Raw genomic sequence first — 21,563 nt, forward strand, 5'->3', positions numbered from 1 at the left:
CATTTATACTCTGCCGCGAATTTGACTCTATCTGGCGCCCGGCGCCAGCGACATGTCTTCGCTCACGGATGTATTTCTCCGCCATTACCGAGAGGTGCTGGGTTTCCTCTCTTTGCGCACTGGCTCGCGCGACGTCGCGCAGGACTGCGCGCAGGACACCTGGATCAAGCTGGCGGAATTCAAGGACAGGACGCGTCCTGACAACGACCGCGCCTACGTGTTCCGCGTGGCCGCCAATATCGCCACCGACTGGCACCGGCGCCGCAGCCGCGAACTGGCGGCCACCGCCGATTACGCGGCCTCGCGGCCTCCTCAGCATGAACCCGACACCCTGGATGTCGCCGCCGCGCGGCAGATGCTGCGCCGGCTGGAAACCGCCCTGCTTGCCCAACCCCGCCGCAGCCTGGATGTGTTCGTACTGCACCGGCACGAGGGCCTGAGCTATCGCGCCATTGCCGAACGTTTCGCGATCTCGGTCAGCGCGGTGGAAAAGCACATGATGCGCATCCTGCTGGCCTGCGACCAGGCACTGGCGTCCTGACCATGGCTGCCCCCCGTATCCGCAGCGCCCAGGAAGAAGCGTCGCGCTGGGTCGTGCGCCACAGCGGCCAGGGCATGGATGCGCAGGCCCAGGCGGAGTTCGAAGCCTGGTACCGGGCGGACGCCAGCCATGCCGACGCCTACGAGCGGCTGGCGCGCCTGTGGCGGCGGATAGGTGAAATCGAGCGCGGCAAGCTGGCGCCGCGGCGCGCGCGCAAGCGTGGCGCTGCAGCGGCGCTGGCGTTGCTGGCAGCCTGGCCGGCCTGGCAATTGCTGCGCACGGCCCATCCCGGCGCCGATTACACGAGTGGCGCCGACGTGCGCCGCGTGGCCCTGCCCGACGGCTCCAGCGCCACGCTGGATGCGGATTCGGCCATCGCCATCGACTTCGCACCGGGCAAGCGCGAGGTCAGGCTCCTGGCCGGACGGGCGCTGTTCACGGTCGCACCTCGCGCCCCCGGCGGCCCGGATTTCACGGTAGTGACGCCAGACGCCTCCGCCACCGCGTTGGGCACCCGCTACTCCGTCGCGCGCGAAGCCGACGGCTCGCGCGTGGTGGTCTACGAACATCGCGTGGCGGTCCAGTGCCTGACCTGCCAGGATGGGCAGAGTCTGACGCTGGACGCGGGCCAGGGAGCTGCCGTGTCGGCAACAGGCATCCTGCGCCTCGCCGCTGCGCAAGAACCGGCTCCGGACTGGAGCCAGGGCCTGCTGGCATTCAACGATGTCGCCTTGCCCGAGGCCGCGGCCCGACTCTCCCGCTATGGCGGCAAGCACATCCTGGTGCTGGGTGAGGCAGCACGGAGTTTGCGCGTGTCAGGCACCGCCAGCATCGGCGATCCCAAGCGCGCCCTGGCGCTGCTGCTGGCGCAGGCCAAGGTCGGCATCACCGAACTGCCCGGCCTGCTGATCGTGCGATGAAGCTTATCCTCAATCGGTAAATGAGAATCGATATAAATTATTCATGAGCAATCCGATGAGGTAGTTCGCGCCTGGACACGTCCTACGGCTGATATCAACACCCGCCTGGACGCATTCATGCAGTTTCACCCCATCAACCGGCGCGTTCGCCGGTCCAGCGCTTCCGCAGCGCTGCTCATCGCCGCCTTGATCACGGTCTCGCCAAGCGCCGCCCAGCCCGCCGCGCGCGCCGCCTACGACATGCCGGCGCAACCGCTGGGCGAAGCGCTGCTGGCGCTGGGCCGGCAAGCCGGCCTGGAGATTTCGTTTCCGCCTGCGGCGGTGGCGGGCAAGACCTCGCCCCCGCTGCAGGGTGAGTATTCGCCGCTGCTCGCGCTGAACCACCTGCTGGCGGGGTCCGGCTTGGCTTTGCGCGCGGAGGGGCCGGGCCGCTACATCGTCTACGTAGACAAGACCAACCTGTTTTCCGCCCTGCGCCTGGACGCCGTACGGGTCTATGGCGAACAGATCGGCGAGCGCATCTATACCCGCGAGGACATCGCCGAGACGCCCAGTTCCAACCGCGACCTCAGCACGCTGGTGGCGACGCATCCGGCGGTACGCACCAACCCAGGCGCCGCCGGCTCGCAGAACCGCGGCTCGCTCAATGTGGAGGACATATCCTTCCACGGCTCCAGCCCCTACCAGAACCTGTTCCAGCTCGACGGCATGGACGCGACCAACCGCGTGGACCCGGCCAGCAAGAACCTGAACCTGCAGGTCGGCAATGTGCCCAGCAATCCGCAGTCGTACTTCGTCGACACGAGCTTGCTGGAGGAAGTGCGCGTACACGACAGCTTCGTACCCGTGGAGTACGGCCGCTTCACGGGCGGCGTGGTGGACGCCAGATTGCGCCGCTTTTCCGGCGAAAACCGCTTGAATCTGGACTACCGCTGGAACACTTCCAAAATGACGCGGCAGGAGGTGGCCGAGGGCGAACAAAACAGTTGGGCGCAGGGCAAGCCGGGCTATTCGCCGGAATGGAAAAAGCGCTTCTACTCCGCCGTGGGCGACCTCGCCTTCAACGAAAAATCAGGCACCGTGCTGGCCATGTCGCGCCGCGAATCGGACATCACCCGCTGGAACATGGGCGTGGATGACAAGGGGCAGCCGGCGCCGGGCCAGGCGGCCTACAGCGACCGGATTGACAACTTTCTGGGCAAGTTCAGCGTGCGCGCCAGCGCCGATACCACGGCCGACCTGACGCTGAAATACAGCGACCGCAGCGAAACCCTGGCCAGCGACCTGTTCCGGCACACGCGCTGGGACAACAATCATGAGGCGCGCGGCATAGGCGTCAACGTAGACCACTACTTCCAGGGCGGCCGGCTTGCGCTGCAGGCGGGCTGGGACCGGTCGCTGAGCAACCGCGAATCCGTGGGTGACGAGCTGGTGACATTCAGCCCCTACCAGCTGCCGCGGTACACCGCGGGCGGCTTCGGCAAGGAGCAGACGCGCCAGGACACCTGGACGCTGAAGGGCCGGGTCGACCTGGATCCGGTGCGCACGGGCGTGTTCACGCACAGTCCATATGCAGGCGCGGAACTGAACCAGGTGCAGGCCAACTTCGAGCGTTTCCAGGAAAGCCACTCCTACCAGCGCGCCTACAACCGCGACGGCAGCTATCGGGATTTCAGTAAGGTCCGCTACCTGCCCGGCACCGTGGACGTGAACTACAACATGGCCAGCCTTTATCTGTCGGACCGCATCGAATGGCAACGGCTGGCGCTGGACGCCGGCCTGCGCTACGACCGCGAGACCTTCCTCGGCAACAGCAACCTGTCGCCGCGCACGCGGCTGGATTGGGACATGTTCGGTTCGGGCGATATCCTGCTCAGCGCCGGCTGGTCGCGGTACTACGGGGCCGGCGTGCTGGAGACGGCGCTCAGAGAGGAACGTAGCCGCCTGCGACGCCAGGTGCTGGACAAGAACGGCAAGCCTGTGGCGGACGGCAGCAAGGAGTACTACGTCCAGTACAAGGGCCTGCGCATGCCCTATGACGACGAATGGGCGGTCTCGCTGCGCCAGCGCATGGCGGGCATGGAAGGCGTGCTGAGCTATGTACGCCGCAACGGCCGCGACCAGTGGGCCACGACCGGCAACGACAAGGACGGCTACCGCTACACCAACGACGGCCTGTCCACCACCGACGGCGTCAGCCTGTCGCTGCGCACGCTGGAGCCCTGGCGCCTGGGCGAAACGCGCTGGAACATGCAGGCAAGCTGGAGCTGGCAGAAGCGCAAGACCAACGCAGACCTGGTCGACGGCTACAACGGCGACGCGCGCGACCCCGGCGACTACGTGATATACAACGGCTCGCGCCTGCGCGCCATCGATCTGCCGCCAAGCTCCTTCTACCAGCCGCAGATCGCCACGCTCAGCCTGACGGGCGCGTGGCCGCGCGCGGGCCTGACCTGGAGCAACATGGTGAACTGGCGCAGCAAGCGCGACGCCACCGTCTATGTGGGAGTGGGTCCGCGGCCCGAGTATCTGGAGCGCTTCGAATCCGGCGAGATCCCGTCCTACTGGACCTGGGACACCAAGCTTTCCTGGAATCCCACGTTCGCGCGCAGCCTGGAATTCACGGTCGAAGTCCTGAACGTGCTGGACCGCCGACCTGCCCTGACGGCCAGCAATCCGAACGTCAAGACCGATCGCAGTACCTACCAGACGGGACGGGAACTATGGCTGCAAGTCGGTTATCGCTTCTGATCCTGGGCGCGGCGCTGGCGCTGGCGACGCCTTTGGTTCGCGGGGACGGCGGCCAGGCCCGGACGCCGGCCGCCGGCCCGTCCGGCTGCCACGGGCCGGCGGGCTGGGATGCGGCTTGCCTGCGGCCGCACTACTCGGGGCCACCCGCGTCCTGGCCCGCGCCTTCCATCGATCCCGGCGTGGCCTGGCGCGAATGGAGTGCAGTGCCCCCTGCCACCAGCCCACCCCTGAGTTGGACCGCCGCCAATGCCGGCCAGCAGGAGTTGGCCGCCGACGTCGCGCGTCCGGCGGTCGTGACTCTGGGGCAGATGCTGTTCTTCGATACCGCGCTGTCGCGCAAGGGGCAGGTGTCCTGTGCTTCCTGTCACCTGCCGCAGCGCGCCTTCACGGACGGGCTCGCGCTGGCCGTGGGCGAAGACAGACTGATGGGCAGGCGGCGCTCAACCCCGCTGTACGCGGCTCCGTTCGCACCGCGGCTATTCTGGGACGGGCGCGCCGCCAGCCTGAAGGAGCAGGTGCTGGGCCCCATTCACGATCCCCGCGAAATGAACCATGACGCCGGCGGCGCCGTGGCGCGCCTGCTTGAAACCGAGCCATATCCGGCGCAGTTCCTGCTGGCGTTCGGCGCGGCCTCTGCGCCGCAACCGCCGGTGGACGCGGACCGCTTGGCGCGCGCGTTGGCGGCCTACGTCGCCACGTTGCGTCCGGAGCCGACGCGCTTTGACGAATTCCTGGAAGGCCGTTCCCAGGCGCTGGACGATACCGAGTTGATCGGCATGCATCTGTTCCGCACGCAGGCGCGCTGTATGAATTGCCACAGCGGCCCGATGCTGACCGACCATCAATTCCACAACATCGGCCTGTCGTTCTATGGCCGCCGCAATCAGGACCTGGGCCGCTACGAAGCGACCCGCGATCCCGCCGACCTGGGTCAGTTCCGCACGCCCAGCCTGCGCAATGTGTCGCGCGCCGGCCCTTGGATGCACAACGGGCTGTTCGCGGACCTCAAGGGTTTACTGCGGATGTACAACGCCGGCATGGGCCGCGATCCGGCGCCCGCCGATCCGCCCGATCCGTACGCGCCGCGCAAGTCCGAGCACATCCGGCCGCTGGAACTGAGCGCGGACGAAATCGACGCCTTGCTGGCGTTCATGCGGGTCTTGTAGGAAGAAAGGGAAAGGCGGCGCGCGGGATTTCTGCGGATGCAGATCCCCGGCGCCGCCGTCCTGGCATTACGAGTACGGACGCTCGCGCAGGCGGGTGTGGTGGTCGACCACGGTGTCGATCACTTCACGCAGGATGGTTTCGGCAAGGGCGGGCGGCACGCCCGCCTCTTGCGCCAGGCGACGGATGCGCTCGACTTGCTGTTCCTCGCGCTGGGGATCGACCAGGTCCATGCCCAGGTCGCGCTTGAGCTCGCCTATCATGTCCGTGCAACGGAACCGCACGCCCAGCAGCAGCATGATCTGCTGGTCGATTTCATCGACCTCGGCGCGCAGCGACGCCAACTCAGCTTTGGGAGAATCGTTGTTGGCCATGTGTGTCAACCCTGAACAATATCGAGTTTGGCGATGCCCAGCGCCAAGGTCTTGGCGCCCACGTCGCGGAACTGGATTTCAGCCTGGGCGTCCTGCCCTGCTCCGCTCAGGCTCACGATCGTGCCATCGCCGAACCGCGCGTGATGCACGCCCTGCCCCACACGATACTGCTTGTCGCCCACCGTGACACCGGTAGCGACGCCACGCGGTTGACGCGGCGCAATAGTATTGGTGGGCTTGCGTCCGAAAGCGTCGCCCCGATTGCCTCCACCCCAGCCCGCGCCCGTGCCGCCGACCTGGGCCAGACCGGCCTTGGGCGACAGCCACTTCAGGTGCTGTTCCGGAATTTCGTCCAGGAAGCGAGAACGCATCGCGTAGCGCGTCTGGCCATGCAGCATCCGGCTTTGTGCCAGGCTGATGTACAGGCGCTGGCGCGCGCGCGTGATGGCCACGTACATGAGGCGGCGTTCTTCTTCCAGCCCGGAAGCTTCCAGGACGCTGTTCTCGTGCGGGAACAGCCCCTCTTCCAGGCCGGTGATGAACACGGCGTCAAACTCCAGGCCCTTGGCCGCATGCACGGTCATGAGCTGGACGGCGTCCTGGCCCTGCTGGGCCTGGTTATCGCCGGCTTCCAGCGCCGCATGCGACAGGAACGCCGCCAGCGGGGTCAGGCCGTCGGACGCCACAATGGGCGCGTCCACCACGCCCGCATTGAGCGTGGAGGCCGTGTCCTGTTCGGGCACCACGCCAGCGGGCATGCCGTCGTAGTTTTCCTCGGACGCGAACACGGCCGCGGCCGTGATCAGTTCATTCAAGTTTTCCAGGCGTTCCGCGCCTTCGCGTTCGGCCTTGTAGTGCGCGTTCAGGCCGCTGGCCTCGAGCATGTGCTCGACCATTTCCGGCAGCGGCAGGTCGCGGGTCTCTTCGATCAGGCGATGGATCAGCTGCGCGAACTGCGCCAAGTTGGAACCACCCTTGCCGGGCACCAGGGCCACGGCCGCGTACAGGCTGGTGTCGTGCGCGCGCGCGGCGTCGCCCAATTGTTCCAGCGTGCGCGCGCCGATGCCGCGCGTGGGAAAGTTGACGACCCGCATCCAGGAGGTATCGTCGTGCGGATTGGCCATCAGGCGCAGGTAGGCCAGCGCGTGCTTGATTTCCTGGCGCTCGAAAAAGCGCAGGCCGCCGTACACCTTGTAGGGAATGCCGGCGGAAAAGATGGCGTGTTCCAGCACGCGCGACTGCGCGTTGCTGCGGTAGAGCACGGCGATCTCGCGGCGCAGGCTGCCTTCGCGGATCAGGGAGCGGATCTCGTCCACGATCCACTGCGCTTCCATGCCGTCGGACGGCTGCTCGATGACGCGCACCGGCTCGCCGTCGCCCTGCTCGGTCCAGAGATTCTTGCCCAGCCGGCCGGTGTTGTGGCCGATCAGCGCGTTGGCCGAATCCAGGATGTGGCCAAAGGAACGGTAGTTCTGCTCCAGGCGGATCACGGTGCCGCGCGCGTAATCGCGCTCGAAGTCGGCCATGTTGCCGACGTTGGCGCCGCGGAACGCGTAGATGGACTGGTCGTCGTCGCCCACCGCGAAGATCGCGGCGCCACCGCCGGCCAACAGACGCAGCCACTTGTATTGCAACGTGTTGGTGTCCTGGAACTCGTCGACCAGGATGTGGCGGAAACGGCGCTGGTAGTGCTCGCGCACGGGCGCGTTGCGCGACAGCAGTTCGTAGGCGCGCAGCAGCAGCTCGGCGAAGTCCACCACGCCCTCGCGCAGGCACTGGGCCTCGTAGAGCTGGTAGATCTCGATCAGGCGGCGGCGATGGGCGTCGTAGGCTTCGACGTCGGCGGGGCGCAGGCCCTCTTCCTTGGCGCCGTTGATGAAGCGCTGCACATCGCGGGGAGGATACTTTTCGTCGTCGACGCCGTTGGCCTTCATCAGCCGCTTGATCGCCGCGAGCTGGTCGGTGACGTCCAGGATCTGGAAGCTCTGCGGCAGGCCGGCATCGCGGTGATGCGCGCGCAGCATGCGGTTGCACAAGCCGTGGAAGGTGCCGATCCACAGGCCGCGCGTATCGATCGGCAGGATGGCCGACATGCGCGCGAGCATCTCGCGCGCCGCCTTGTTGGTGAACGTGACCGCCAGCAGCCCAAAAGGCGAGGCCTGGCCGGTTTGAATCAGCCAGGCCATGCGGGTGGTGAGCACCCGGGTCTTGCCGCTGCCCGCCCCGGCCAAGACCAGGGCGTGCTGCGGTTCTAACGTTACTGCGGCGCGTTGTTCAGGATTGAGCTTCTCTAGCATCATGCCGCGTAGCGGCGCAGACGTTGAGCGAATTGCTCGAGCCCGGCGATGCCGCTTTGCTGGGCGCGCTGGCACCAGGCCTGCAGGTCATGAAGAAGCTGTTCGCTGCTGGCGCTGGAGCTTTCCCAGATGCGGCCGAGTTCGCGGCGCATCTGCACCAGCGTGGCCAGCGACTTGTTCTGGGCGATGGCCTGGTCCACGGCGGCAACCTGTTCGGGCTGGAGGATGTCCTCGTTGCGGTGGATGGCGCGGCGCACGCTGTGCAGCTTGGTCCAGTCGCACTCGGCGCTGCCCTTGTTGCGCGAATCCTTCAGCTTGGCCAGCTCTTCGCGGGCCGCGCTCTTGATCACGTCCGCATAGCGGGCCATGACTTCGTAGCGGTGCGTGATCACGCCTTGCAGGGTGCGCAGGTCGATGCCGGTCTTGCTGTCGTCCAGCTTGAGCTTGGGCGCAACCTTCTTGATCTTGGCCAGGCCGAAGAACTTCAGGATGTTGATGTAGCACCAGCCGATGTCGAACTCGTACCACTTGGCCGAGAACTTGGCCGACGTGCCGTGGGCGTGGTGGTTGTTGTGCAGTTCTTCGCCACCGATCACGATGCCCCAGGGGAACACGTTGGTGCTGGTGTCCGGGCTGTTGTAGTTGCGGTAGCCCCAGTAGTGGCCGATGCCGTTGACGACGCCGGCGGCCCAGAAGGGAATCCAGGCCATCTGCACGGCCCACACCGTGACGCCGATGGCGCCGAACAGGGCGACGTCGATGGCGAGCATGCTCAGCACGCCCCACAGGCTGTGCTTGCTGTAGACGTTGCGCTCGAGCCAGTCGTCAGGCGTGCCGTGGCCGAACTTGGCCATGGTTTCCTTGTTGTTCGATTCTTCGCGGTACAGTTCCGCGCCGCGGAACAGCACCTTCCAGATGCCGAACAGGATAGGCGAATGGGGATCGCCTTCCTTTTCGCACTTGGCGTGGTGCTTGCGGTGAATGGCCACCCATTCCTTGGTGACCATGCCGGTCGTCATCCAGAGCCAGAAGCGGAAGAAGTGCATGACGGCCGGATGCAGATCCAGACCCCGGTGCGCTTGGCTGCGATGGAGAAAGACCGTGACCGCCACAATCGTGATGTGCGTCACAACCAGAGTGAACACGACGACCTGCCACCAAGTAGCTTGGGTCAGACCGCCGGCAATGAAGGAAAGGATGTAATCCATAAAGCTGTTAGGAGCCTCGCTAGAGAAGTGCCTGGAGTTTAGCTTACCTTGACCGACTTATGACAAGGTAGTTTCAAAATAGTTTTTGAGCGAAATCAAGGACTAAGCCTCGGTTTTTCAGGGCAAAAAACCACTCTCGCCGCCAAAAACGAAGGTTGCGAGGCCGAGCCTTGCGGCACGCGGCGCTAGGGCCGTCCTCCCCAGGGAACGTGGGGGGCATACGCGAAGGCGCAAGGTTTGGGCTGGATTTCGTCGTTAAAGTTCCTGTCAGCTGGGCATCCGGTCTTGAAGCAGACTCGCGGCAGGCGCACACTGCGGGTGCTTTGCTGACCAAACTGTCTCTTTTGCCCAACTGATGTTGCTGAAAAAAATACGTCCCCAATTATTTTGTACCGTGGCCGCGCTGGCAGCCGCCCTGCCTGCCTCCGTTCCCGCACAGACGGTGAAGTCGGGCGACGTCGCCGTGCTGGCCTCGTACTACGAGATCCGCGGCGCGGACTGCCTGGCGCTGCGCGCGCCGCGGGTATCGCTGACCATGATGCCGCGCCTGGGCAAGGCCAACATCATGCAGACGCGTGGCCAGTCCAGCGATTCCGGCCGTTGCGCCTACCAGGCCGTGCCGGTATCCCAGGTGGTCTACCAGGCCGACCAGCCCGGCAATGACAGCCTGGCCTGGGAAGTGAAGTACCAAAACAAGACGCTCGGCACGCGGCGCTACAGCGCCACGGTGGTGGTGACGCCGGGTCCCTGACCCGGCGTGCCCGTTCAGGCCGGCTGATCCTGCGGGCCGGCCGCGGTTTCCTTGGCCGGCGTTTCCGCCGATGCTTCGGTCGGAGTTTCAGCGCGGACATCGTCGGCGTTCGCTGCCTCGGCGTTCTCAGCCCCGGCTGCCGCGCCCTTCTTCCTGCGTTCGAACACCGCGGCAAAGAAGCCGTCGGTGCCGTGCACGTCAGGGCGCAGTTGGACGTAGGGTCCGTCCAGCTTCAGGGTTTCGCAGCGGGCGGCCAGAATTTCGGCGGCGTCCAGGCGCTCGAAATCGGGGTGGCTGGCCAGGAAGCGCTCGGCCTGCACCTCGTTTTCCTCGGCCAGCAGGCTGCAGGTGGCGTAAACCAGGCGACCGCCCGGCGCGACGCAGCGCGCCGCACTGTTGAGAATGCGTTCCTGCAACTGGCCCAGTTCGGCCAGCGCCTCTGGGTGCTGGCGCCATTTCAGGTCCGGATTACGGCGCAGGGTGCCGATGCCGCTGCACGGCGCGTCGACCAGCACGCGCTGGGCCTTGCCGGCCAGGCGCTTGACGCGGGCATCGTTTTCGCTGTCGATGACCACGGGCACCACGTTGGACAAGCCGCTGCGGGCGAAGCGCGGCTTGGCGCGCGCCAGGCGGGCCGCCGACACATCGAAGGCGTAGAGGCGGCCGGTGGAGCGCATCAGCGCGCCCAGCAGCAGCGTCTTGCCGCCCGCGCCAGCGCAGAAGTCGATGATCATTTCGCCGCGGCGCGGCGCCACCAGCAGGGCCAGCAGTTGGCTGCCTTCGTCCTGGACTTCGATGCTGCCGTTCTCGAACTGCGGCCAGCGATTGATGGCCGGGCGGCCTTCCATGCGGATGCCCCAGGGCGAATACGGCATGGCGACGGGCTCGTAGCGGCCGGCGCCCTGCTGCAATTCCGTCAGCATGGCGTCGCGCTCGACCTTCAACGGGTTGACGCGCAAGTCCAGGCTGGCCTGGCGGTTGAGCGCCTCGATCAGGGTTTCGGGGCTGTCCATGGCGCCCAGGCGCTCGTCCAGCCAGTCCGGAATGCTGCCGCGCACGGCGCGCGGCAGCGTGGCCAGATCGATCTGCGACACGCGTTGCAACCATTCGGCTTCAGCGGCGTCCATGCCTTCGGTCAGGGCCTCGGCGCCCAGCGTCGCGGCCAGGCCCAGGATGGCCAGGCGGCGCGAGGCCGGACCGACACCGCTTTCGCCGAATTGGCGGTAGCGGCGCAGATGGCGCAGCACGTCGTAGACGGCTTCGGCGACTTCGGAACGGTCGCGCGCGCCCAGATTGGGGTGATGGCGCAGCCAGTGCGACAGGGCCGCGTCGGCCGGATAGGTCCACTGCAGGATTTCGCCCAGGACGCGCTGGACCTGGTCGATACGGATGGCCGCATGCGACTGGCGCGGGCGGTTGAACTGGGGCTTGGGCGGGCGGTCCTGGCCACCGTCGCTGCCGCCGCCGCGCGGGCCGCCATACTGGCCCCGCTCGCCACCGCGATCATCGCCTCGCGGCGCGCCGTAGGACGGACGCGAGTCCGAGCGGCCTTCGCGACGGTCCGAACCATAGGAAGCGCGTTCGCTGCCACGGCCTTCGCTGCGCGGCGCGTCATAGGACGGACGCGAGTCCGGACGACCTTCGCGGCGTTCCGAACCATAGGAAGCGCGTTCGCCGCCACGGCCTTCGCCGCGCGGAGCGTCATAGGATGGGCGCGGACCCGGACGGCCTTCGCGACGCTCCGAACCATAGGACGCGCGTTCGCCGCCGCGGCCTTCGCCACGCGGAGCGTCATAGGATGGGCGTGGACCCGGACGGCCTTCGCGGCGCTCCGAACCATAGGAAGCGCGTTCGCCGCCACGGCCTTCGCCGCGCGGAGCATCATAGGACGGACGCGGGCCCGGACGGCCTTCGCGACGTTCCGAACCATAGGAAGCGCGTTCGCCGCCACGGCCTTCGCCACGCGGGGCGTCATAGGACGGGCGCGGGCCCGGACGGCCTTCGCGGCGCTCCGAACCGTAAGGGGCGCGCTCGCCGCCACGGTTTTCACCGCGCGGGGCGTCATAAGAAGGACGCGGCGCCGGACGGCCTTCGCGGCGCTCCGAACCGTAGGAGGCGCGTTCGCCGCCACGGTTTTCGCCACGCGGGGCGTCATAAGACGGACGCGGGCCCGGACGGCCTTCGCGGCGTTCCGAACCATAGGAGCCGCGCTCGCCGCCACGGTTTTCACCGCGCGGGGCGTCATAGGAAGGACGCGGCGCCGGACGACCACTGGCGCGCTCGTCGCGGCTGCCGCCCGAACGATCGTCACGGGCGCTGTCGCGCGCGACCGGCGTGCGCGCATCGCCCTTGGGGCGCGAGAAGAAGGACCGACCGTCGCGGCCTTCGGAGGCGGCCCTGGCGGCGCCTGCCGGACGGGAACGCGGAGATTGGGGTTTGCTCATGGTGTATTCCAATGGGGCGGAGGGCTTCCGCCCGAAAAATGCGATTCGGGGCCGCTCAGGCGGCCGGCGACCAGGCGAACAGGCGGTCGGGATCGCCTTGCACGTTCACCCGGTGGTCACTGGTCAGGGTAACCCGGCCTTCAGCCAGCCAGCGCACCGCCGCCGGAAAAGCGCGGTGCTCCACCGCCAGCACGCGCTCGGCCAGGGCTTCGGGCGTATCGCCCGCCAGGACCGGGACGCAGCCCTGGGCGATGATGGGGCCATGGTCCAGCACCGGCGTGACGAAATGCACAGTGCAGCCATGCACGCGCACGCCGGTAGCCAACGCCTGGGCGTGCGTGTGCAGTCCCGGGAAAGCCGGCAGCAGCGAGGGATGGATGTTCACCAGCCGGCCGGCATAGTGATTGACGAAGCCCGGCGTCAGCACGCGCATGAAGCCCGCCAGGATGACGTAATCGGGTTCGTAGCGGTCGATTTCGGCGGCCAGCGCGGCGTCGAAGGCTTCGCGGCTGGCGTAGTCCTTGTGGTACAGCGCACCAGTGGGGATGCCCTGGTGGGCTGCCCATTCCAGGCCCGCGGCGTCGGGCTTGCTGGCGATGACGGCGGCGACTTCGGCAGGCCAGCCCTCATTGCGGCAGGCTTCGGCCAATGCCTGCATGTTGCTGCCGCGTCCCGAGATCAGGATGACGATGCGGCGCTTGATGGTAGATATTTCCGGCAAGATAAGGAATTCCAAGGGAAATCGGGCCCGTCCGCCCTCCAGAATCCCGCGTGCGGCAACAGCCTGGACGCGCGTCAGGAGGAAACAGGAACAAACCCGGAATCCAAAATTGTAAACTCTCGCTCGTGAAACCATCGCTGCGCATCTACCGATCCCTGCCCCCGCCCGACCGGCGCGCCCCTTGCGCGCTGACGATCGGCAACTTCGACGGCGTCCACCGCGGACACCAGGCCATGCTGGCGCGCGTCTGCCAGGTCGCGCGCGACCGCAACCTGACGCCCGCCGTGATGACCTTCGAGCCGCATCCGCGGGAGTATTTCGCCACCCTGAACCAACGCCCGGAACTGGCGCCCACCCGCATTTCGGGTTTGCGCGACAAACTGGCCGCGCTGGCGCGCTACGGCATCTCCCAGGTCGTGGTGGAGCGCTTCAACGCCCGCCTGGCTGAAATGTCGGCCAACGCCTTCATCGAACAACTGCTGGTCCAGGGCCTGCACGCCAAATGGCTGCTGGTGGGCGAGGATTTCCGCTTCGGCCACAAGCGCAGCGGCGACATCGACCTGCTGCGCGAGGCCGGCCTGCGCCATGGCTTCGAAGTGCAGACGCTGGCGGACGTGACCGACCAGCAAGGCCACCGGATCTCCAGTTCCGAAGTGCGCACCGCGCTGGCTGTGGGCGATCTGGAACGCGCCCGCCACCTGCTGGGCCACCCGTACCACATCAGCGGCCACGTGATCCACGGCCAGAAGCTGGGCCGCACACTGGGCTTCCCCACCATGAACCTGCGCGTGGCGGAGCGCTGCGCCGCGCGCTCCGGTATCTACGTGGTGCAAGTCTACGGCCTGGCCGACCGTCCGTTGCCGGCGGTCGCCAGCCTGGGCGTGCGCCCCACCGTCGAAGACCGCGGCCGCGTGCTGCTGGAGTCACACCTGCTCGACGAGACCATCGACGCTTACGGTAAACTCGTACGCGTCGAATTCCTGCAAAAGCTGCGGGACGAAGAAAAATTTCCTGACCTCCCTTCCCTGACTGCCGCCATCGCCGAAGACGCGCGAAACGCGCGCGCCTATTTTGCCGTTCATGGACTATAAAAAGACCCTCAACCTGCCCGATACCTCCTTCCCCATGCGGGGCGACCTCGCCAAGCGCGAGCCCGCCTGGATTTCGCAGTGGGAGGAAAACCACGTCTACCAGGCAATCCGCGCCGCCAGCCGCGGCCGGCCGCGCTTCGTGCTGCACGACGGCCCGCCCTACGCCAACGGCGACATCCACATCGGCCACGCGGTCAACAAGATCCTGAAGGACATCATCGTCAAGAGCCGCAACATGGCCGGCTATGACGCGCATTACGTGCCGGGCTGGGACTGTCACGGCATGCCGATCGAAATCCAGATCGAAAAGAAATACGGCAAGCACCTGCCCGTGGCCGAAGTGCAGTCCAAGGCCCGCGCCTACGCGCTCGAACAGATCGACCGCCAGCGCAAGGACTTCAAGCGCCTGGGTGTGCTGGGCGAGTGGGATCGTCCCTACATGACGATGAACTTCAGCAATGAAGCCGACGAAATCCGCGCGCTGGGCCGCATCCTGGACAAGGGCTACGTGTTCCGCGGCCTGAAGCCCGTGAACTGGTGCTTCGACTGCGGCTCGGCCCTGGCCGAAGCCGAGGTCGAATACGCCGACCGCGTCGACCCGGCGGTGGACGTGGCCTTCCCGTTCGCCGAACACGCCAAGCTGGCCAGCGCCTTCGGCCTGGACTCGGTGGAAGATGGCGCCATCGTCATCTGGACCACCACGCCCTGGACCATCCCGTCCAACCAGGCGCTGAACCTGCATCCCGAAATCGAATACGCGCTGGTGCGCGTGTCGCCGGTTCCCAAGTTCGGCCCCCTGCTGCTGATCGCCAAAGAGCGCGTCGAGGCCTGCCTGAAGGCCTGGAACCTGGAAGGCGAAGTCATCGCCACCGCTCCGGGCGCGGCGCTGTCGGGCATCGAGTTCCGCCATCCGCTGGCGCAGTTCAATGCCGCCTACGACCGCAAGTCGCCCGCCTACCTGGGCGACTACGTGACGGCCGACTCCGGCACCGGCGTGGTGCACTCGGCGCCGGCCTACGGCATCGAGGACTTCGTGTCGTGCAAGGAGCACGGCATGAAGGACACCGACTTCATCAGCCCGGTCATGGGCGACGGCAAGTACGTGGACAGCCTGGCGCTGTTCGGCGGCCTGTCCATCTGGGACGCCAACCCCAAGATCGTCGAGGCGCTGCAGGAAGCCGGCGCGCTGATGCACGTAGAAAAGCACAAGCACAGCTACATGCACTGCTGGCGCCACAAGACCCCGATCATCTACCGCGCCACCAGCCAGTGGTTCGCCGGCATGGACGTGACGCCCAAGGACGGCAGCCCGACCCTGCGCGAATCGGCGCTGGCCGGCATCGACGCCACGGCCTTCTATCCGGCCTGGGGCCGCGCCCGCCTGCACGCCATGATCGCCAACCGTCCGGACTGGACCCTGTCGCGCCAGCGCCAGTGGGGCACGCCGATGGCCTTCTTCGTGCACAAGGAAACCGGCGCGCTGCATCCGCGCACGTCCGAACTGCTGGAACAGGTGGCACAGCGCGTCGAGCAAGGCGGCATCGAAGCCTGGCAGACGCTGGATCCGCGCGAACTGCTGGGCGACGAAGCCGACCAGTATGAAAAAAACCGCGACACGCTGGACGTGTGGTTCGACTCGGGCAGCACCCACGCCACCGTGCTGGGCGGCAAGGACGGCGACTTCGCCGGTTCGCACGGCGCTGAACTCGCCTGGCCCGCCGACCTGTACCTGGAAGGCTCGGACCAGCACCGCGGCTGGTTCCATTCGTCGCTCCTGACCGGCTGCATGCTTTACGGCCAACCGCCCTACAAGGCCCTGCTCACGCACGGCTTCGTGGTGGACGGCCAGGGCCGCAAGATGAGCAAGTCGGTGGGCAACGTGATCGCCCCGCAAAAGGTGTCCGACTCGCTGGGCGCGGAAATCCTGCGTCTGTGGGTGGCCTCCACCGATTACTCGGGCGAACTGTCCATCTCGGACGAGATCCTCAAGCGCGTGGTCGAAGGCTACCGCCGCATCCGCAACACGCTGCGCTTCCTGCTGGCCAACCTGGCCGACTTCGACGCCGTGACGCAGGCCGTGCCCTACGGCGAACTCTTCGAGATCGACCGCTACGCGCTGGCCATGACGGCGCAGATGCAGGCGGAAGTCCAGGCCAACTACGAACGCTACGACTTCCACCCGGCCGTCTCGCGCCTGCAGACGTTCTGCTCGGAAGACCTGGGCGCGTTCTACCTGGACATCCTCAAGGACCGCCTGTACACCTCGGCCGTGGACAGCCGCGCGCGCCGCTCGGCCCAGACGGCCCTGCTGGACATCACGCAGACGCTGCTCAAGCTGATGGCGCCGATTCTGTCCTTCACCGCCGAAGAAGCCTGGAAGGAACTGGTCAACTCGGCCCTGAAGAATCAGGCCGACGCCGCCCGCACCACCATCTTCACCGAGGTCTACCACGCCCTGCCGCCGTTCGCGGACGCAGACGCGCTGTCGGCCAAGTGGACCCGTCTGCGCGCCATCCGCGCCGAAGTCCAGCGCAAGCTGGAAGAAGTGCGCACGGCCGGCGACATCGGTTCCTCGCTGCAGGCCGAAGTCGATCTGTACGCCAACGGCGCTGACCAGGAACTGCTGGCCAGCCTGGGCGACGACCTGCGCTTCGTGCTGATCGTCTCGCGCGCCACCGTGCATGCAGGCGAAGGCGACACCCGCATCGAGGTCACGCCGTCGGCGCACAAGAAGTGCGAACGCTGCTGGCACTGGCGCCTGGACGTGGGCCAGGACGCTGACCACCCCGAGATCTGCGGCCGCTGCGTGTCCAATCTGTTCGGCTCGGGCGAAGCCCGCGACAAGGCTTGAGCATGGCCCGCCCCTCCGAACCCGGAGTGACGGGCGCCACCGCCCCCGCCCGCGCCGCACCGGCGCGCGTGGGCGGCTGGCTGGCGCTGGCATTGCTCATCATCGTGCTGGACCAGCTGACCAAGATCTACTTCAACACCTCATTCCAGTACGGCGAGCGCGTCAACGTGCTGCCGGTCTTCGACTTCACGCTGATGTACAACCGGGGCGCCGCGTTCAGCTTCCTGGCTTCCGAGGAAGGCTGGCAGCGCTGGCTGTTCACCGGCCTGGGCTGCGTGGCGGCGGTGGTCATCACCATCATCCTGCGCCGCACTCACGGCCAGCCGCGTTTCAGCCTGGCACTGACCCTGATCCTGGGCGGCGCCATCGGCAACGTCATCGACCGCGTGGTCTATGGCCACGTGGTGGACTTCCTGTTGTTCTACTGGAACGACTCCTACTTCCCCGCCTTCAACCTGGCGGACGTGGGCATCACCTGCGGCGCCGTGCTGCTGGTGCTGGACGAGCTCCTGCGAGGCCGCAAGGCCAAGACCCAGGCCTGAAAACGGCCCGGCCGGGGCGCCGCCATGCCCCGGTCTCCCCCCTCTTTCCCACGGTTTTTGTCCTGCTTGATGCCCCCTGAACGCATCGCGAACGGCGCAATGCCGCAATGCAGAATAAAATCACTGTCCGTTCCTCGTTTACACGGCGCTGAACCCGCCGCCTCCCTCATGCTCGACCTCGCCCGCAAACGCATCGTCCTCGGCCTGACCGGCGGCATCGCCTGCTACAAAATCGCTGAACTGGTGCGGCGCATGACCGAACAAGGCGCCACCGTCGACGTGGTAATGACCGAGGCGGCCACGCACTTCATCACCCCGGTCACCATGCAGGCCCTGTCGGGCCGCCCGGTGTTCGTGGACGCGTGGGACGCCCGCGTGCCCAACAACATGGCGCACATCGACCTGACGCGCGGCGCGGACGCGGTGCTGATCGCGCCCGCCAGCGCCGACTTCATGGCCAAGCTGGCCCATGGCATGGCCGACGACCTGCTGTCCACGCTATGCCTGGCACGTGCCTGTCCCTTGCTGGTGGCGCCCGCCATGAACCGCGAAATGTGGGCCAACCCGGCCACGCAGCGCAACGTCGAACAACTGCGCGCCGATGGCATCAGCGTGCTGGGCCCTTCCGCCGGCGAACAGGCTTGCGGCGAAACGGGCGACGGCCGCATGCTGGAAGCGCATGAGCTGCTGACCGACCTGATCGCCTTCTTCCAGCCCAAGCTGCTGGCCGGCCGCCACGTGCTGCTGACCGCAGGCCCCACGTCCGAACCGGTGGACCCGGTGCGCGTGCTGAGCAACCGCTCTTCCGGCAAGACCGGCTACGCGCTGGCGCGCGCCGCGCGCGAGGCCGGCGCCCGCGTCACGCTGATCACCGGCGCCACCTTCTTACAGGTACCGCGCGGCGTCACCGCGCTGTCGGTCACCACCGCGCGCCAGATGCACGACGCCGTGATGGCCAGCGCGGCTGACGCCGACATCTTCATCGCCGTGGCCGCGGTGGCGGACTGGCGCGTGAAGAACGTCAGCAACCAGAAGCTGAAGAAGACCAGCGAAGGCGGCGGCGCGCCCGTGATGGAATTCGAACCCAATCCGGACATCCTGGCCGAAGTCGCCAAGCTGCCCAATGGCCCCTGGTGCGTGGGCTTCGCCGCCGAAACCGAAAAGCTGGCCGAACATGCCGAAGCCAAGCGCACGCGCAAGGGCATTCCGCTGCTGGTGGGCAACCTGGCGCACAAGGTCATGGACGCGGACACCACTGAACTGGTGCTGTTCGACGAACAAGGCACCCACCCCCTGCCCGCTGGCGACAAGCTGGACGCGGCGCGGCGCCTGATCGCCGAGATTGCCGCGAGAGTGCCCAGCAAGTAAAAAACCAGGCCTCGCGGCTTGGCCTGGCTGCTGATGAACCCCTGTCCTCGGACAGGGGTTTTTCTTTACTGGCGGCTCTGCCGCGGGATTGGCCGCGCTCAGTGGATGTGTTCGTCGGCCGAACGATCCTCGCGCTCCATCTGCAGCGTCGTATGGTGCAGGTCAAAATCCTCCTGCAAGCGGGCTTCGATGGCGCAGCGCACCTGTTCGCCGTCCGCCCCGGGCGCCAGCACCACATGGCCCGTGAGCATCGGATTACTCTGCGTCACCGCCCACAGATGGATGTCGTGGATGGAGGCCACCCCTGCCGTGCCGGCGATGGCGGCGCGCACGGCCTGCAGGCTCATGCCCGGCGGCACGCCTTCGAGCAGGATGTTCACGCACTCGCGCAGCAGCACCCATGTGCGCGGGAACACCATGAAGCCTATACCTACCGCCAGCGCGGAATCCACCCAGCGCCAGCCCGTGAACCAGATGAGCACGGCGCCGACGATCACGCCGATCGAGCCCAGCATGTCGGCCCATACCTCCAGGTAGGCGCCCTTCACGTTCAGGCTTTCGTCTTTGGCGCTTGCCAACAGGCGCATCGAGATCAGGTTGACGACCAGCCCAACCACGGCGACGGCCAGCATCCCCAGCGACTGGATGTCCTGCGGCGCCGACAAGCGCTGGTAGGCCTCGTACAGGATGTAGAACGCCACGCCCAGCAGCACCAGCGCGTTGACCGCCGCCGCCAGGATCTCGAAGCGGGCGTAGCCGTAAGTGCGCATCAGGTCGGCCGCCTTGCGGCCCGCGCGTATCGCCACCAGCGCCAGCAGTAAAGCCATGGCGTCGGTCAGCATGTGCATGGCATCGGAAATCAATGCCAGGCTGCCTGTGATCATCCCGCCCGCGATCTCCACCAGCATGAACGTGCTGGTCAATGCAAAGGCGATCCAGAGGCGGGATTCGGGCAAGGCGCGCACGTCACCGTGCTGATGGCTGTCGCTCATGGCTGTCCTGGTCGTGGAAGGAAATCAAGGCTGAACCGTGCGCGCGACCGCGGTGCCGCACTGTCCGCAGAAACTCGCTCCTGGGGCAAGCGCGGTACGGCACTGGGGACATGCGGCCGCCGCGAGCGAGGCGCCGCATTGCGAACAATACCGGCTGCCCGCAGGCTGCGCCGCGCCGCAACTATTGCAGGCCACGCCTGCCGCATGCGAGGAAGCGCTTTGCGGCGGATTGCCGTGGGAGCCCCCCCGATGGCCATCGTAGCCATGACGGCCGCCGTAACCATGGCGGCTGCCCTGTCCGCCCAGCAGATGCTTCAGTATGCCCATTTCAGACTCCGAATCGCCGTTCCGGCGTATTGCCAGGCCTCATGAAAAAGCCTGAAGTAACTTCAGAGTCAAGCTCGGCAGCGTGGAACATAAAAAAACCCTCCGTGTTACTGGAGGGTCTTTGGGGCAACCTGGCTTACTGTTCCAGGCTGATGTTGGCCGCCTTGACGATGTCGGCCCATTGCTGGCGGTCCTTCTCCAGGAATTGGCTGAACTGCTCAGGCGTCATGCCGGTGACCGGCTCGGAACCCAGGCCGGCCATCTTCTCGACCAGCGCGGGCTGCTTCAGCACGTCCTGCATGGCCGCGTAATAGGCAGCCAGCACGTCGGCGGGCAGGCCGGCGGGCGCGAACACGCCCTGCCAGGTCGGCATGTCGAAACCCTTCAGGCCTTGCTCATCCAGCGTCGGCACGTTGGGCAATTGCGGCGCGCGCTTGATCGAAGCCACGGCGATGGCCTTGACCTTGCCTTGCGAGGCCAGCGGCGCGGCGGTGGAGATGTTGTCCATCGTCATGGCGATATGGCCGCCCAGCAGATCGGTGATGACGGGCGCGGCGCCGCGATAGGCGGCGTGCGGCACCTTCACGCCCAGCTTGTACAGCATGGTCTCGGCGATCAGGTGGTTGGAAATGCCCACGCCAGCAGTGCCGTAGGTAGCGGTCGGCGTCTTCTGGAAATACTCCTTCAGTTCGGCCAGGTTGTTGGCCGGCACGTCCTTGTTGACGATGACCACGTTGGGCTGCACCGCGGCCAGCGTGATGGGCGTGAAATCCGCCGGCTTGTAGTTGGTGCCCTTGGGATTCAGGACATGGGTAATGGCCATGGAACCGGCGGCGGCAATGCCGATGGTATAGCCGTCGGCCGGCGACTGGGCCAGGCGGTAGGCCATGATGTTGCCGCCGGCGCCGGCCAGGTTTTCGACCACGACGGGCTGGCCCAGGCGCTGCGACAGCGGCTCGGCCAGCAGGCGCGCCAGGGTGTCGGCGGAACCGCCGGGCGCGAAGCCCACCAACAGGCGCACCGGCTTGGCGGGTTTCCAGGCGTCGGCGGCGTAGGCCGGCGCGGCCGTCAGGGTTGCGACGGCGAACAGTGCGCCAGCGGCGCGATGCAGATTACGGCTGAACATGAAAAACACTCCCAACGATTGATTGACGAAGCCCGCTTCGTCTCCTCTCGCCGCTCGTCCGCCCCGGCCTTGCCGCGCATCGCTGTGTGCGGCAA

General features: G+C 66.8%; 17 protein-coding genes. 9 read left to right on the forward strand and 8 right to left on the reverse strand.

All coding sequences use genetic code 11. The features are described 5' to 3' along the window. The first annotated feature begins 52 nt into the window (after positions 1 to 52). The 4 genes from AC6LKD_RS29210 to AC6LKD_RS29225 all read left to right on the forward strand — a co-directional run bounded on the left by AC6LKD_RS29210 (position 53) and on the right by AC6LKD_RS29225 (position 5,378). Positions 53 to 541 carry an RNA polymerase sigma factor gene (locus AC6LKD_RS29210; RefSeq protein ID WP_013394701.1) on the forward strand — a complete coding sequence of 163 codons (489 nt, stop codon included), beginning with the start codon at positions 53 to 55 and terminating at the stop codon, positions 539 to 541. A 2-nt stretch (positions 542 to 543) separates the two neighbouring features. Continuing rightward, positions 544 to 1,461: a FecR family protein gene (locus tag AC6LKD_RS29215; protein ID WP_498118213.1), complete on the forward strand. Its 918-nt coding sequence runs from the start codon at positions 544 to 546 to the stop codon at positions 1,459 to 1,461. A 117-nt stretch (positions 1,462 to 1,578) separates the two neighbouring features. Beyond that, positions 1,579 to 4,212: a TonB-dependent receptor plug domain-containing protein gene (locus AC6LKD_RS29220; protein WP_498118214.1), complete on the forward strand. Its 2,634-nt coding sequence runs from the start codon at positions 1,579 to 1,581 to the stop codon at positions 4,210 to 4,212. Beyond that, positions 4,185 to 5,378: a cytochrome-c peroxidase gene (locus AC6LKD_RS29225; RefSeq protein ID WP_498118215.1), complete on the forward strand. Its 1,194-nt coding sequence runs from the start codon at positions 4,185 to 4,187 to the stop codon at positions 5,376 to 5,378. The genes AC6LKD_RS29220 and AC6LKD_RS29225 overlap by 28 nt, the downstream gene beginning before the upstream one ends. Before the next feature lie 66 nt (positions 5,379 to 5,444). On the opposite strand, the gene AC6LKD_RS29230 is transcribed toward AC6LKD_RS29225, so the two are convergent. Genes AC6LKD_RS29230 through AC6LKD_RS29240 form a run of 3 tightly spaced genes read right to left on the reverse strand, consistent with a single transcriptional unit; the run spans position 5,445 to position 9,255 of the window. Next, positions 5,445 to 5,750: a chorismate mutase gene (locus tag AC6LKD_RS29230; RefSeq protein ID WP_013394705.1), complete on the reverse strand. Its 306-nt coding sequence runs from the start codon at positions 5,748 to 5,750 to the stop codon at positions 5,445 to 5,447. Positions 5,751 to 5,755: 5 nt separating this feature from the next. Beyond that, a complete protein-coding gene (locus tag AC6LKD_RS29235) occupies positions 5,756 to 8,050 on the reverse strand; it encodes a UvrD-helicase domain-containing protein (protein ID WP_013394706.1) in 2,295 nt (764 codons plus the stop codon). After that, the gene (locus AC6LKD_RS29240; protein WP_013394707.1) at positions 8,047 to 9,255 is read right to left on the reverse strand and encodes a DesA family fatty acid desaturase; all 1,209 of its coding nucleotides are present in this window, start codon (positions 9,253 to 9,255) and stop codon (positions 8,047 to 8,049) included. Before AC6LKD_RS29240 ends, AC6LKD_RS29235 begins: the two co-directional genes overlap by 4 nt. Positions 9,256 to 9,610: 355 nt before the next feature. Between AC6LKD_RS29240 and AC6LKD_RS29245 the strand changes: the two genes are divergently transcribed. Continuing rightward, on the forward strand, positions 9,611 to 10,006 hold the full coding sequence (locus tag AC6LKD_RS29245; protein ID WP_013394708.1) for a hypothetical protein: 396 nt from the start codon (positions 9,611 to 9,613) through the stop codon (positions 10,004 to 10,006). Positions 10,007 to 10,020: 14 nt separating this feature from the next. On the opposite strand, the gene AC6LKD_RS29250 is transcribed toward AC6LKD_RS29245, so the two are convergent. Further along, a complete protein-coding gene (locus AC6LKD_RS29250; RefSeq protein WP_498118219.1) occupies positions 10,021 to 11,391 on the reverse strand; it encodes an RsmB/NOP family class I SAM-dependent RNA methyltransferase in 1,371 nt (456 codons plus the stop codon). Between the two features lie 1,114 nt (positions 11,392 to 12,505). Beyond that, positions 12,506 to 13,162 (reverse strand): phosphoribosylglycinamide formyltransferase, encoded by a 657-nt coding sequence (purN, locus tag AC6LKD_RS29255; protein ID WP_085947881.1) that lies wholly within the window; start codon positions 13,160 to 13,162, stop codon positions 12,506 to 12,508. A 134-nt stretch (positions 13,163 to 13,296) separates the two neighbouring features. Here purN and AC6LKD_RS29260 point away from each other — a divergent pair, with 134 nt between their 5' ends. The 4 genes from AC6LKD_RS29260 (at position 13,297) to coaBC (ending at position 19,023) form a co-directional block, all read left to right on the forward strand. Beyond that, positions 13,297 to 14,262 carry a bifunctional riboflavin kinase/FAD synthetase gene (locus tag AC6LKD_RS29260; RefSeq protein ID WP_013394711.1) on the forward strand — a complete coding sequence of 322 codons (966 nt, stop codon included), beginning with the start codon at positions 13,297 to 13,299 and terminating at the stop codon, positions 14,260 to 14,262. Next, positions 14,252 to 17,113 carry an isoleucine--tRNA ligase gene (ileS, locus tag AC6LKD_RS29265; RefSeq protein ID WP_498118216.1) on the forward strand — a complete coding sequence of 954 codons (2,862 nt, stop codon included), beginning with the start codon at positions 14,252 to 14,254 and terminating at the stop codon, positions 17,111 to 17,113. Before AC6LKD_RS29260 ends, ileS begins: the two co-directional genes overlap by 11 nt. A gap of 2 nt (positions 17,114 to 17,115) precedes the next feature. After that, positions 17,116 to 17,655: a signal peptidase II gene (lspA, locus tag AC6LKD_RS29270; protein WP_498118217.1), complete on the forward strand. Its 540-nt coding sequence runs from the start codon at positions 17,116 to 17,118 to the stop codon at positions 17,653 to 17,655. A 168-nt stretch (positions 17,656 to 17,823) separates the two neighbouring features. Then, a complete protein-coding gene (gene coaBC / locus AC6LKD_RS29275; RefSeq protein ID WP_013394714.1) occupies positions 17,824 to 19,023 on the forward strand; it encodes a bifunctional phosphopantothenoylcysteine decarboxylase/phosphopantothenate--cysteine ligase CoaBC in 1,200 nt (399 codons plus the stop codon). Between the two features lie 98 nt (positions 19,024 to 19,121). Here the strand turns inward: coaBC and AC6LKD_RS29280 are convergent, their stop codons facing one another. The 3 genes from AC6LKD_RS29280 to AC6LKD_RS29290 form a co-directional block, all read right to left on the reverse strand. Beyond that, on the reverse strand, positions 19,122 to 20,015 hold the full coding sequence (locus AC6LKD_RS29280; protein ID WP_498118218.1) for a cation diffusion facilitator family transporter: 894 nt from the start codon (positions 20,013 to 20,015) through the stop codon (positions 19,122 to 19,124). 24 nt (positions 20,016 to 20,039) lie between these two features. Beyond that, positions 20,040 to 20,342 (reverse strand): double zinc ribbon domain-containing protein, encoded by a 303-nt coding sequence (locus AC6LKD_RS29285; RefSeq protein WP_041654015.1) that lies wholly within the window; start codon positions 20,340 to 20,342, stop codon positions 20,040 to 20,042. Positions 20,343 to 20,478: 136 nt separating this feature from the next. Next, positions 20,479 to 21,468, reverse strand: coding sequence for a Bug family tripartite tricarboxylate transporter substrate binding protein (locus tag AC6LKD_RS29290; protein ID WP_498118220.1), 990 nt, complete (start codon positions 21,466 to 21,468; stop codon positions 20,479 to 20,481). Between the last annotated feature and the right edge of the window lie 95 nt (positions 21,469 to 21,563).

The organism is Achromobacter sp. D7-1 (assembly GCF_059760445.1).

Coding starts and splice junctions, on each gene's coding strand:
- AC6LKD_RS29245 (WP_013394708.1), top strand. CDS start 9,611: ATGTTGCTGAAAAAAATACGTCCCCAATTATTTTGTACCGTGGCCGCG.
- lspA (WP_498118217.1), top strand. CDS start 17,116: ATGGCCCGCCCCTCCGAACCCGGAGTGACGGGCGCCACCGCCCCCGCC.
- AC6LKD_RS29290 (WP_498118220.1), bottom strand. CDS start 21,468: ATGTTCAGCCGTAATCTGCATCGCGCCGCTGGCGCACTGTTCGCCGTC.
- AC6LKD_RS29220 (WP_498118214.1), top strand. CDS start 1,579: ATGCAGTTTCACCCCATCAACCGGCGCGTTCGCCGGTCCAGCGCTTCC.
- AC6LKD_RS29225 (WP_498118215.1), top strand. CDS start 4,185: ATGGCTGCAAGTCGGTTATCGCTTCTGATCCTGGGCGCGGCGCTGGCG.
- AC6LKD_RS29210 (WP_013394701.1), top strand. CDS start 53: ATGTCTTCGCTCACGGATGTATTTCTCCGCCATTACCGAGAGGTGCTG.
- ileS (WP_498118216.1), top strand. CDS start 14,252: ATGGACTATAAAAAGACCCTCAACCTGCCCGATACCTCCTTCCCCATG.
- AC6LKD_RS29285 (WP_041654015.1), bottom strand. CDS start 20,342: ATGGGCATACTGAAGCATCTGCTGGGCGGACAGGGCAGCCGCCATGGT.
- AC6LKD_RS29230 (WP_013394705.1), bottom strand. CDS start 5,750: ATGGCCAACAACGATTCTCCCAAAGCTGAGTTGGCGTCGCTGCGCGCC.
- AC6LKD_RS29215 (WP_498118213.1), top strand. CDS start 544: ATGGCTGCCCCCCGTATCCGCAGCGCCCAGGAAGAAGCGTCGCGCTGG.
- AC6LKD_RS29280 (WP_498118218.1), bottom strand. CDS start 20,015: ATGAGCGACAGCCATCAGCACGGTGACGTGCGCGCCTTGCCCGAATCC.
- coaBC (WP_013394714.1), top strand. CDS start 17,824: ATGCTCGACCTCGCCCGCAAACGCATCGTCCTCGGCCTGACCGGCGGC.
- AC6LKD_RS29240 (WP_013394707.1), bottom strand. CDS start 9,255: ATGGATTACATCCTTTCCTTCATTGCCGGCGGTCTGACCCAAGCTACT.
- AC6LKD_RS29235 (WP_013394706.1), bottom strand. CDS start 8,050: ATGATGCTAGAGAAGCTCAATCCTGAACAACGCGCCGCAGTAACGTTA.